This is a genomic window from Mycobacterium sp. Soil_C_30, from assembly GCF_057656995.1.
Window position 1 is genome coordinate 498,099 of the sequence record NZ_JBDGJH010000002.1, and the last position, 11,975, is coordinate 510,073.

Genomic DNA, 11,975 nt, shown 5'->3' on the forward strand with positions numbered 1-11,975 from the left:
TCCCAACCCTTTCGGAGATTCGATGACACAAGCAGAGGCCGCGCCACCGGCCGACCGCGACAAACTCATGACCACCGAGCTCGTCCCCGAACAAATCCTGCCCAAGGTGATGAGCACCTTCGGGCTCACCGCCGCTTACGTTTTCATCATCTGCTGGGTCACCGGATCGTCGGTGATGGCCGCAGGCGGATGGACCGCGATCCCGATGTGGGTCCTGGGCATTCTGACCTTTCTGATCCCCGCGGGTATGGCCGTGGTGGAGCTGGGCAACCTGTGGCCCGGCCAGGGCGGGGTGTACATCTGGGCCTACCGCACCATGGGCGAGACCTGGGGCTTCATCGGCGGCTACCTGTCGTGGGTGCCGGTGATCCTCAACGCCGCGTCTTCGCCCGCGGTGGTGCTGCAGTTCCTGCTGCTGGCGTTCCACACCGAACTGGGCCTGACCACCAGCATCATCTTGCAGCTGGTGATCCTGTGGACGGTGATCGGTCTGGCGCTGGCCAAACTGGCCGCCAATCAGAAGATCATGAACATCGTCTTCGTCGTCTACGGCGTGCTGACACTCACCATCTTCATCTGCGGTCTGCTGTTCGCCGTGAACAACGGCTCGGCCACGCCGTTCAGCTGGGCCGAGGCCACCATCCCCAACTTCGCGGTGGCCGGCTTCCTCTACGGCACGGTGCTGCTGTACCTGCTGGGTGTGGAGACCCCGTACAACATGGGCGCGGAGTTCCTGTCGGTGCGCCGCAGCGGACCCCGGATGATCCTCTGGGGCTCAACGGCTCTGGTGGCCATCTACCTGCTGACCACGCTCGGCACCATGATGGCGCTGCCCAGCGACGAGATCGACCCGGTGACCGGGATCATCGGCATGCTCGACGTCGCCGGCTTCCCCGGCCTGATGGAAGTCTGCGCCATCGTGCTGGCCTTCATCATCATCGTCGCGTTGATGACATACCAGGTGGCCTACTCGCGGTTGATCTTCGTCTCCGGCCTGGAGCGGCACCTTCCGCGCATCTTCACCCACCTCAATCCGCGCACCCGTAACCCGGTGACCGCCATCCTGATCCAGGGTGTCATCTCGTCGCTGATCCTGGTCGGGCTGTACTCGCAGAGCAGCATGGCCAACGTGACCATCTACCTGCAGGGCGGACTGAGCACCGTGTGGCTGCTGTCCGGGTTCTTCTTCCTGATCCCGGTGGTCGTGGCCCGCAAGAAGTACGCCGATCGCTATGAGAACGAGACGTTCTGGCGCATCCCCGGCGGTATGGCCGGCGTGTGGGCGGTCGTCATCGTCGGTTCCCTGGGCACCATCGGCGGCATCTACTACTCGTTCGTCACGCCGTGGATCGATGTTCCGACCGCGACCTGGATGACCTGGGTGGGCGGGATCAGCCTGGGCATGTTCGCCCTCGGCCTCGTCGTCTACATCTTCGGGCGGCGTTCGGCGCACAAGACCAGCCAGGAAGACTCGCTGGCGCACCTCGCGGTGTTCGACCTCACAGAATCGGAAGGCACTACCAAATGACCATGGACAGCACCCTACTGAACACGCCGGGCACCGGTGATTCAGTCCGCTATCCACTGGACCCCCTGTCCGGCGCGGAAATCGAGGCGGCGGCCAGGATCATCACCGAATCCGAATATGGCACCCCCACACTGAAATTCGTGATGATCCAGTTGGCCGAGCCGGAGAAGACGCCGGCGCTGACGTTCGATCCCGCGATCCCGCTGCCCCGTCAGGCGTTCGTCACGATGTACGACGCCAAGATGATCTACGAGGCGATCGTCGACGTCGTGGCGGGCACCATCGACGCGTGGAAGGAGGTCCCGGGCCGCTTCCCGTCGTATCTGGTGGAGCACATGACCGGTGTGGAGGAGAAGGTCCGGGAGGACCCCCGCTGGCAGGAAGCCATGCGCAAGCGCGGCGTCACCGACTTCAGCCTGGCGATGATCGACCCGTGGCCGGCCGGCTACTACGGGGCGCAGGACCACTACGACAACTCACCGCTGATCTGCCGGCCGTTGACATTCATGCGGGCCGCGCCGTCCGAACACGGCTACGCCAGGCCGGTCGAGGGGTTGATCGTCACCTTCGATCTGGATGCCATGAAGGTGCTCGACATCGAGGACCACGGCGTGGTGCCGCTACCGCCCAAGGCCGGCAACTACTCCGAACAGTTCATGTTCGATCCGGACAACCGCCCCGCGTTCACGCAGTTCCGCGATGACGTCAAGCCGATCGAGATCACCCAGCCCGACGGGCCGAGTTTCACCGTCGACGGCTGGAACGTGCAGTGGCAGAAATGGTCACTGCGTATCGGGTTCAATCCGCGGGAGGGCCTGACCATCCACGAGGTGTCCTACACCGATCGTGGCCAGACCCGGCCCATCCTGTACCGCGGGTCGCTGTCGGAAATGGTGGTGCCCTACGGGGACAGTTCACCGACGCACTGGAACAAGAACGTCTTCGACATGGGCGAGGTGGGGATGGGCTTCTCGGCCAACCCGCTGACCCTGGGCTGTGACTGCCTGGGCGAGATCCACTACTTCGACGGGACGGTCAACGACTCCAGCGGCAGTGCGGTGACGATCCCGAACGCGATCTGCATGCACGAGGAGGACTACGGGATCTCCTGGAAGCACACGGATTTCCGGACCGAAGAGGTGGAGGTGCGGCGGTCGCGGCGGCTGGTGATCTCGATGATCTGCACCGTCGGTAACTACGAGTACGGCTTCTTCTGGTACTTCTACAACGACGCTTCCATCGAGGTCGAGGTGAAGTTGTCGGGTGTGCTGACCACCGGGTCCGTCGAGATGGCGCCCGGCGAGCAGCCGCGCTGGGGCAAGATGGTGGCGCCCGGCATCTACGGTCCGAACCATCAGCACTTCTTCAACTTCCGGCTCGACATGAGCATCGACGGCGCGGGAAACAGTGTGTACGAGGTGGATTCGGTCCCAGAGCCCGATCCGGCACGCAACCCGCACAAAAACGCGTGGATCACCCAGGACACGCTGGTGGCCTCCGAGGCCGACGGCGCACGGGACTGGAACTGGTCGACCGGCCGATACTGGAAGGTGACCAACCCGTCGAAGCGCAACGAGCTCGGCATCCCGGTGGCCTACAAGCTGGTGCCCAAGGATGTCGTACCGGTGATGGTGCAGGAGGGTTCCTACATCTACGACCGGGCCAGGTTCCTGCAGCACAACCTCTGGGTGACGAAGTACGACCCGGCCGAGAAGTTTGCCGCCGGTGACTACATGTACCAATCGGCCGACGTCCAGGGGCTGCCGGAGTTCGTCGCCGACGATGCGCCGCTCGAGGACAGTGACGTGGTGCTCTGGTACACCCTGGGCGCACATCACGTCGTGCGACCGGAGGACTGGCCGGTGATGCCGTGTGCGTACACCGGGTTCCATCTCAAGCCGATCGGATTCTTCGACGGCAATCCGGCGCTGGACCTGCCGCCGTCACCACCCAAGGCGTGCCATGCGTCCCATCACGCAGGGTTGCCGGTGGCGGAGGTCGCGCGGGAGTCCTGACCCAGCTGCACCACATCGCCGGCGAGGGCATCGACGAGCCTCGGATTGTGGCTCACCAGAACCACTCCGGTGCCCTCGGCGGCGATCTGCTCGAGGAGATCGGCGATAGCACCGGCTGCGATCGGATCCAGCATCGCGGTGGGCTCGTCGCACAACAGGAAGCGCGGGGCCGCCAACAGGGCTCGTGCGATGCAGGCGCGCTGCAGTTGTCCGTCGCTGACCTGGGCCGGGTGGCGCTCCAGCAGCGCGGTGCGCAGTCCGACGCGGGCGCTGATGCGTTCGACGTCGGCCACCGTGCCGCGGATCCGGGCCGGCTCGGCGACGATGGCGCGCAACGTCCACCGTGGATTGCACACCAACCGCGGGTGCTGGGCCAGCATACCGACCGAACCCGTTGGTGCGACGGCTTTCTTGCCGTAGCGCACCCTGCCGGTATCGGGCCGGCGCAGCCCCGCCAGCACCCGCAGCAGCGTCGTCTTACCGCAGCCCGACGGCCCCGTCACGCCGACGATCTCGCCGGCGCGGACGGTCAGGTTGACCGCGCGCAGTACCGGCCGGCCGGCGAAGGCAACCGAGATGTCCTCGGCCGTCAGGGCTGTACTCATGAGCGCACTCCGGCGAAGAACGAACCGATGTACGGGTCTGCGCTGTCGGCCATCTCGGCCAGCGGCGCCTGGCACATGACGGTACCGTCGCGCATCAGCGCCACATCGTCACAGACGCCGGCGTCGAGCAGCGACGCCAGGTCATGGGTGATGACCAAGACGCCGGCACCGGAAGCGGCGATCGCACCGAGCAGTTCCCACACTGCCGCGGCGTGCCCGAGATCCAGCGCGGAGGTCGGTTCGTCGGCGATCAACAGCGCCGGACGGCCCGCCACGGCAGCGGCGATGGCGGCGCGCTGGGCCATGCCGCCGGACAGCTCGTGCGGGTACAGCGCTCCGGCCTCTACGGGTAGATGCGCCGCGAGGAGCAGTTCAGCGGCATTGCGGTCGGCGTCGAGCCGGCGGCACACCTCGGTGAGTTGTGAGCCCACGGTGCGCACCGGGGTGAACGACGTCGCCGCCGACTGCGGCACGAGCCCGATGTGGTGGCCGCGGACCGCCCGCCAATCCCGCTCCTCGGCGGCGCTGAAATCCCGGTCGCCGATGAGGATGTGACCGCGCGCCTGCGAACCCGGCGGCAGCAGACCGCACAGGGCTGCCGCGACAAGGGATTTCCCACATCCGGACTCGCCGATCAGCGCGGTGAGGCTGCCCGCGGTGACCGTCAGGTCCACCTCATCGAGGGTGCGCACCACGGGGGAGTGCCGACCGTGGCGGGTGGCGATGTCCACGGTGAACGAACGAAGCTGCGCGGCGTATGTCATCACCACACCTGCCCGCTGGGTGGTTCACTGCGCCGGCGCACCGCGGAGGCGGCCGCGGCGAAGGACAACGCGGTCAGGATCAACGCGCCGGCAGGTACCACCAGCGTCCACCACGCTCCGGCCAGGATGTCACCACGCGCCTGTCCCAACAAAGTGCCCAGGCTCGCGCGGTCTGGGGACAGCCCGACGCCGAGGAACGACAGCGTCGACTCGTGCCAGACCGCGTGCGGCAGCAGCATCACCATCGCGACCACCGCCTGACCCGTCACCGCCGGTGCCAGGTGGTGCCGCGCGATGAACCAGCGTGACGCCCCGGCCAACCGGGAGGTCTGCACCCAACCGGCGTCGGTGACCGCGAGCAGTTCGGCGCGCACCACCCGGGCGACAGCCGGCCAGTGGGTGAGACCGATCGAGGCGATGATGGCCAACGGCTCACCGCGCCACATCGCCGCGATCACGATGCCCACCACCAGATGTGGGAGGGCGTTCACTCCGTCGACGACACGCATGACCGCTGCGTCGACCCACCCGCCCGCCAGCGCCGAACCGACGCCGATCGCGGCGCCCAGCACGGTCGCCACCACTGCACACGTAGCCGCGATCAACAGCGAGATCTGCAGCCCCTGCGCGGTCCTGACCAACAGGTCATAGCCGGAATGGTCGGTACCGGCGGGGTGGGCGGCGCTGGGTGGCTGCAGTGCCCGGCCGAAATCGGCCAGCTGTTCTCCCGCGCCGAGTGGGATCGCCACCGCGGCCAGCGCGATGGTCGCCAACAGAATCCACGGCCAACCGACGACGGCCCGCCGGGGCAGGATCGACGAGCTCATGCGCGCAGTCCGATCCGGGGATCCAAGGCGACTGCCGCGGCATCGGACAGCGCCGAGCCGAGCAGGACGGCCAGCGCCGCACCGACCGTCAGCGCTGCCATCAGTGAGAAGTCCAGCGCGGCAGCCGAATCCACCAGGACGGCGGCCACTCCGGGCCAGCCGAAGATGGTCTCGACGATCGCGGCCCCGGCGATGAGCTCAGGAAGTCGGGTGCCCAGCAGCGCCAATGTCGGCAGCACCGAGACCGGTGCGATGTGGGCACGCAACAGTGGCCAGCCGTGCACACCGCGGGCGCGGGCGGCCCGCACCGCGTCGGAGTCCCGCGCCTCGAGCACCGCCGCCCTGGTGGCCAGCAGCAGCCACGGAATCTGCGAGACCACCAGCGCAGTCAGCGGCAGCACGGCATACGTCAGCACGCCGCTGACGGTGTAGTCACCACCCGGCGGTCTGGCGCCCGAGGTGGGCAACCAGCGCAAGCCGACGGCGAACACGGTCACCAATGCCAGCGACACCACAAACGGCGGAACCGCCGCGAACGTCACCGCGAAGCCGTTGCACAGCCGGTCGATGAGTCCGCCCCGCATTCCGGCGACACACCCCAGAACCAGGGCGATCAGTGCGCCGAGGAGCAGTGCGGTGCCCGACAGGCCCAGGGTGAACGGCATCCGTTCGGCCAGTACGGTACCCACCGGCAGCGACTGAGTGGACGACCAGCCCAGATCCCCGTCAAGCGCCGCGGTGAGCCAGTGCCACCAGGCCTGCCACCACGGCTGGTCCAGGTCGTAGGCCGCCCGCACGGCCTCACGCTGGGACTGGGTGGCGAACTGGTAGTTGTTGCCCAGGTAGGCCGCCAGCGGGTCGAACGGGGACAGTGCGGCCACGCCGAACATGCCCACCGACACCGCCAGTGTGACCGGAATGGCGATCAACGAACGGATTCCGAGAAGTCGGGCGGCGGGCCGTAGTCGATTGCGACGCCAGTCCGCGGTCAGCGTGGCGCTCATCGGGTCCAGGCGTTCAGCTGCCACCACGGCCCCCAGGTCACCCCGTGGGAGTGTGGCTCGAGGATCGGCGCCGTCTGATTCCAACCGAGGTCGCGATAGGTGTAGGTGTGATCCAGGAACGCCAGGAACACATTCGACGGCTGCGCGACATAGCTGGCCTGGATCTCGCGGTAGAGCGCGTCTTTGCCCTCGCCGGAAGCGGATTGGCGGGCCCGCTCCAGCAACTCGTCGAGACCGGGTGCGGTGAAGTTTCCGGGGTTCGAGTACGGCGAGGAATCCGCGACCCGGGTGTGCAGGGTGTCGTAGACCTGGGAGTCGATGCTGTACGGGGTCGAACCGCCACCGAGCAACACCGCGGAGGTGTCGAAGAGTGTGTCGATCTCATCCCAGCTGCTGCCCCGCGGGTTGACCTGGACGCCAAGCGGTTTCATGGCGGCGGCGAATGCGACGGACAGGTCGCGGCGCAGCGTGTCCGAGGCGTTGTACAGCAGCTCGAACTCGGCTCGCGCGCCGTCCTTTTCACGGATCCCGTCGGGTCCGGGGCGCCAGCCGGCGCGGTCGAGTATCGCGCCGGCCTGTGTCGCATCGAAAGGGAAAGTGGCATCCGGGTTGTAGGCACCGCCGTAGACGTCGCCGATGGGGGTGTCGGCAGGCCGGCCGTGGCCGTCGAGCACGTCGCGGATGACGGCGGTGCGGTCGACACCGAGGTTCATCGCGAGCCGGGCTTGTGGGTCGGCGGTGAACGGGAGACCGGCGGGAAACGAAACCCCGCGCCAGTCAGCCGATTTCACCGCGACAGTGGACACATCGTCACTGTTCACCGACTTGATGAGCTTGGGCGGCAGATTCACGCCGTCCACCTCGCCGGTGGTGATGCGCTGCGCGCGGGTGTTGTCGTCGGGGGTGTGGGTGTAGACGATGCGGGTCACCTGTGGCTTCCCGCCCCAGTAGTCCTCGCGTGCCACCATCACCGCCTGGTCGGGTCGCAGGCTGTCCAATCGATACGGGCCGGTGCCCACCGGTGCGGTGTTGAGGGCCCAGTCCGCCGCGGGGGCCTGCTCCACCTTCTCCGACGGCACGATGCCGGTCAGCAGATACGGGGACGGGTCGGTTTCGGTGTCGACGTCGATGGTCACGGCATGCGGGCCGGCTGCGGTGACGGCGGTGAGCGGAGCCACGTTGGTCGCGATCTCGGCGGCGACGACGGGATCCTTGAGGGCGGCGTAGGTGGCCACCACGTCGGCGGAGTCGAACGGGGTGCCGTCGGAGAACGTGACTCCCTGGCGCAGCTGCAGGCGCCAGCGTCCGGGGGCGATCGATTCCGGGGGCGCTGCGGCCAGGGCGGGCACCAGGTCGGGAATCTCGGCGTCGGAGTCGGCCTGCGGTCGCAGCAGGCCCTCGTAGATGGGGGAGACGCCCAGTTCGCCATAGCTGACGAACGGGCTGTAGCTGCCGAGTTCCTGGGCCTCGGCGAGAACGATCTGATCCGGGGACTCCGAGGACGACGGTGCGGCGCAGCCCGCCAACACGAGTGTGGACAGGGCGGTGAGCCGGAGACAGCTGCGTGTTCGCTTGTGGTCGGTCATCGCCACCCTTCTCGCCCATCTGTTCACTTGATCAGATGAAACATAGTCGATGAGGGGTCTGCGAGCGTGGCCTGCACCACGTCGGCGATCCGCCGTGGTGGAGGTTCTGCGAGGTGCTGTCCCGGCCGGGGCCGCAGGGTCGAGGCGCGCCCGGGCGGGTATGCCCCGCTGTGCAGTCGGGCGCGAGACGATGAGGCAGGATAGGACCAGCCGTCCAGGCACTGGCCCGGATGGCGATTGCATGTCTGAGATTTCTCGAAATCCGATGGGGGAGGCTGATGACGACAACCGCGATACCCCGGCCGAAGTACGCGCGGGTGCTGCTCAAGCTGGGCGGTGAGATGTTCGGTGGCGGGCAGGTGGGGCTCGATCCCGATGTGGTCGCGTTGGTGGCCCGGCAGATCGCCGAAGTGGTTCGCGAAGGCGTACAGGTCGCGGTGGTCATCGGGGGCGGCAATTTCTTTCGCGGTGCGCAACTGCAGCAACGGGGGATGGAGCGCACCCGCTCGGACTACATGGGCATGCTCGGCACGGTGATGAACAGCCTTGCGCTGCAGGACTTCCTGCAGAAGGAAGGCATCGACACCCGGGTGCAGACGGCGATCACCATGGGCCAGGTGGCCGAGCCCTACATTCCCTTGCGGGCCCGCAGACACCTCGAGAAGGGGCGTGTGGTGATCTTCGGCGCGGGCATGGGCCTGCCGTATTTCTCCACCGACACCACGGCCGCGCAACGGGCACTCGAGATCGGCGCCGAGGTGGTCCTGATGGCCAAGGCGGTGGACGGGGTCTACACCGACGACCCACGGACCAACCCGGACGCCACGCTGCTCACCGCGGTCACGCACCGCGAAGTGATCGACCAGGGACTCAAGGTGGCCGATGCCACCGCGTTCAGCTTGTGCATGGACAATGGCATGCCGATCTTGGTTTTCAACCTGTTGACCGACGGAAATATCGCCCGGGCCGTCGCAGGTGAGAAGATCGGGACACTGGTCACCACTTGACGCATGCGTAGGGGGCGACTGACGAGGCGAACGAAGCGACGGGAGACGAAACCGTGATCGACGAGGCGCTCTTCGATGCCGAGGAGAAGATGGAAAAGGCCGTGACGGTCGCGCGTGATGACTTGGCGTCCATCCGAACCGGCCGCGCGAATCCGGGCATGTTCTCCCGCATCAACATCGAGTATTACGGATCGATGACGCCCATCACGCAACTGTCGAGCATCAATGTGCCCGAGCCGCGTCTGGTGGTCATCAAGCCGTACGAGGCCAATCAGCTGCGTGCCATCGAGGATGCGATCCGCAACTCCGACCTCGGCGTCAACCCCGGCAACGACGGCAACGTCATCCGGGTCGCCATCCCGCAGCTCACCGAGGAGCGTCGTCGCGAACTCGTCAAGCAGGCCAAGTCCAAGGGCGAGGACGCCAAGGTCTCGGTGCGCAACATCCGCCGCAAGACCATGGATGAGCTGAGCCGCATCAAGAAGGACGGCGAGGCCGGCGAGGACGAGGTCACCCGCGCGGAGAAGGACCTCGACAAGAGCACCCAGCAGTACGTCAGCCAGATCGACGAATTGGTCAAGCACAAAGAAGGTGAGTTGCTGGAAGTCTGACTTCCAGTGAGCACCCCCGTGGCTAATACCGACACTGGCAGCGAGCCCGCCCCCAAGGCCTCGCGCGCCGGACGTAATCTGCCGGCGGCCATCGCGGTCGGTTGCGTCCTGGGCTTCGGGCTCATCGCGATCCTGCTGTTTGCCCCCTACGTGTGGATCGGCGTCGTGGCCGTCGCCATCGCGGTCGCCACCCACGAGGTGGTTCGCAGGCTCCGGGAGGGCGGTTTCGTCATCCCGGTGGTGCCGTTGCTGGTGGGCGGTCAGGCCACTATCTGGCTGACGTGGCCGTTCGGCGCCGCCGGGGCGCTGGGGGGATTCGGCGGCACGGTGCTGGTCTGCCTCATCTGGCGATTGCTGGCGCAGGGGCTCACCACTGCGCCGCTGAACTACCTGCGCGACGTCGCGGTGACGGTGTTCCTGGCCGCCTGGATTCCGCTGTGCGGTGCCTTCGGAGTGCTGCTCATCTATCCCGAGGACGGGTGGGCCCGGGTCCTCTGCATGCTTCTGGCAGTGGTGTTCTCCGACATCGGCGGTTATGTGGCCGGCGTGCTGTTCGGTAAACACCCGATGGTGCCGGCCATCAGCCCCAAGAAATCCTGGGAGGGCTTCGCCGGCTCCATGGTGGCCGGCGTCACCGCGTCGGTGCTGGCGGTGACCTACCTGCTCGAGCAGCCGGCCTGGGTGGGAATCCCGCTCGGTATCTTCCTGGTGATCACCGGCACCCTCGGTGACCTGGTCGAATCCCAGGTCAAGCGGGACCTCGGCATCAAGGACATGGGCACCTTGCTGCCGGGCCACGGCGGCATCATGGACCGCATCGATTCGATCCTTCCGTCCGCCGCCGCCACCTGGATCGTGCTGGCCGTCCTGGCGTGATTCGGGTTCAGGGCGCCGTTGGCGGCATACTGGACTGCGATCATGAATCTTCCGTTGGTATTCGATGCGCCGCGGCGGGCACTGCCCCCGCGGCATTTTGCCGATCTGGACTCGGCGGCCCGCGCTGCCGCCGTCGCCGAACTGGGGCTGCCCGCCTTCCGGGGTAAGCAGCTGGCGTCGCAATACTTCGGCCGGTTGATCGCCGACCCTGAGCAGATGACCGATCTGCCCGCCGGGGTGCGTTCGCAGATCGCCGAAGCGCTGTTTCCCCAACTGCTCACGGTCGCCAAGCAGATCCAGTGTGACGCCGGCGAGACCCGCAAGACTTTGTGGCGTGCGGTCGACGGCACCACGTTCGAGTCGGTGCTGATGCGCTATCCGGACCGCAACACGGTGTGCATCTCGTCGCAGGCCGGCTGCGGGATGGCCTGCCCGTTCTGCGCCACCGGCCAAGGCGGGTTGATGCGCAACCTGTCCACCGGCGAGATCGTCGAGCAGGTGCGTTCCGCGGCGGCCGCGGTGCGCGACGAGTTCGACGGTCGGCTGTCCAATGTGGTGTTCATGGGCATGGGTGAGCCGCTGGCCAATTACAACCGGGTGGTGGCCACGGTGCGCCGCATCATCGAGCCGGCGCCCCACGGTTTCGGCATCTCGGCGCGGTCGGTCACGGTGTCGACGGTCGGTCTGGCGCCGGCGATTCGCAAGCTCGCCGACGAGAAGCTGGGCGTGACGCTGGCGCTGTCGTTGCACACGCCCGACGACGAGCTGCGCGACACCCTGGTGCCGGTGAACAACCGGTGGAAGATCGACGAAGTGCTGGACGCGGCACGGTATTACGCCGACCGGACCGGCCGTCGGGTGTCGGTCGAATACGCGTTGATCCGCGACGTCAACGATCAGCCGTGGCGTGCCGACCTTCTGGGCAAGAAGCTGCATGCCGCGTTCGGGCCGCTGGTGCACGTCAACTTGATCCCGCTGAACCCCACCCCGGGCAGCGAATGGGACGCCAGCCCCAAACCGGTGGAGCGGGAGTTCGTGAGACGGGTGCGCGCCAAGGGCGTGTCGTGCACGGTGCGAGATACGCGGGGCCGGGAGATTGCCGCCGCGTGTGGCCAGCTGGCGGCCGAAGGCTAGACACCGCGGTGACTGTGG

Annotated in this window: 11 protein-coding genes; 6 read left to right on the plus strand and 5 right to left on the minus strand. The window is 67.1% G+C overall.

The genetic code is table 11. The features are described from left to right. The first annotated feature begins 22 nt into the window (after positions 1 to 22). Entirely contained in the window at positions 23 to 1,528 is a 1,506-nt protein-coding gene (locus AC3A6P_RS05365; protein ID WP_487689246.1) for an APC family permease, read from the plus strand. Further along, positions 1,525 to 3,543: a primary-amine oxidase gene (locus AC3A6P_RS05370; protein WP_487689249.1), complete on the plus strand. Its 2,019-nt coding sequence runs from the start codon at positions 1,525 to 1,527 to the stop codon at positions 3,541 to 3,543. Before AC3A6P_RS05365 ends, AC3A6P_RS05370 begins: the two co-directional genes overlap by 4 nt. On the opposite strand, the gene AC3A6P_RS05375 is transcribed toward AC3A6P_RS05370, so the two are convergent. Genes AC3A6P_RS05375 through AC3A6P_RS05395 form a run of 5 tightly spaced genes read right to left on the minus strand, consistent with a single transcriptional unit; the run spans position 3,501 to position 8,329 of the window. Beyond that, positions 3,501 to 4,148 carry an ABC transporter ATP-binding protein gene (locus AC3A6P_RS05375; protein ID WP_487689251.1) on the minus strand — a complete coding sequence of 216 codons (648 nt, stop codon included), beginning with the start codon at positions 4,146 to 4,148 and terminating at the stop codon, positions 3,501 to 3,503. The genes AC3A6P_RS05370 and AC3A6P_RS05375 overlap by 43 nt on opposite strands. Continuing rightward, positions 4,145 to 4,912, minus strand: a complete 768-nt coding sequence (locus tag AC3A6P_RS05380) for an ATP-binding cassette domain-containing protein (protein WP_487689253.1) — start codon at positions 4,910 to 4,912, stop codon at positions 4,145 to 4,147. Before AC3A6P_RS05380 ends, AC3A6P_RS05375 begins: the two co-directional genes overlap by 4 nt. Beyond that, complete coding sequence (locus tag AC3A6P_RS05385) at positions 4,912 to 5,739, minus strand: ABC transporter permease (protein WP_487689255.1); 828 nt, start codon at positions 5,737 to 5,739, stop codon at positions 4,912 to 4,914. The genes AC3A6P_RS05380 and AC3A6P_RS05385 overlap by 1 nt, the downstream gene beginning before the upstream one ends. Further along, positions 5,736 to 6,743 (minus strand): ABC transporter permease, encoded by a 1,008-nt coding sequence (locus AC3A6P_RS05390; protein ID WP_487689400.1) that lies wholly within the window; start codon positions 6,741 to 6,743, stop codon positions 5,736 to 5,738. The genes AC3A6P_RS05385 and AC3A6P_RS05390 overlap by 4 nt, the downstream gene beginning before the upstream one ends. After that, the gene (locus AC3A6P_RS05395) at positions 6,740 to 8,329 is read right to left on the minus strand and encodes an ABC transporter substrate-binding protein (RefSeq protein ID WP_487689257.1); all 1,590 of its coding nucleotides are present in this window, start codon (positions 8,327 to 8,329) and stop codon (positions 6,740 to 6,742) included. The genes AC3A6P_RS05390 and AC3A6P_RS05395 overlap by 4 nt, the downstream gene beginning before the upstream one ends. Before the next feature lie 278 nt (positions 8,330 to 8,607). Here AC3A6P_RS05395 and pyrH point away from each other — a divergent pair, with 278 nt between their 5' ends. Genes pyrH through rlmN form a run of 4 tightly spaced genes read left to right on the plus strand, consistent with a single transcriptional unit; the run spans position 8,608 to position 11,957 of the window. After that, entirely contained in the window at positions 8,608 to 9,336 is a 729-nt protein-coding gene (gene pyrH, locus AC3A6P_RS05400) for a UMP kinase (RefSeq protein ID WP_487689258.1), read from the plus strand. A 53-nt stretch (positions 9,337 to 9,389) separates the two neighbouring features. Then, a complete protein-coding gene (gene frr / locus AC3A6P_RS05405; protein WP_487689260.1) occupies positions 9,390 to 9,947 on the plus strand; it encodes a ribosome recycling factor in 558 nt (185 codons plus the stop codon). 6 nt (positions 9,948 to 9,953) lie between these two features. Beyond that, positions 9,954 to 10,823, plus strand: coding sequence for a phosphatidate cytidylyltransferase (locus AC3A6P_RS05410; RefSeq protein ID WP_487689262.1), 870 nt, complete (start codon positions 9,954 to 9,956; stop codon positions 10,821 to 10,823). A 42-nt stretch (positions 10,824 to 10,865) separates the two neighbouring features. After that, a complete protein-coding gene (rlmN, locus tag AC3A6P_RS05415) occupies positions 10,866 to 11,957 on the plus strand; it encodes a dual-specificity RNA methyltransferase RlmN (protein WP_487689264.1) in 1,092 nt (363 codons plus the stop codon). The last annotated feature ends 18 nt before the right edge of the window (positions 11,958 to 11,975 follow it).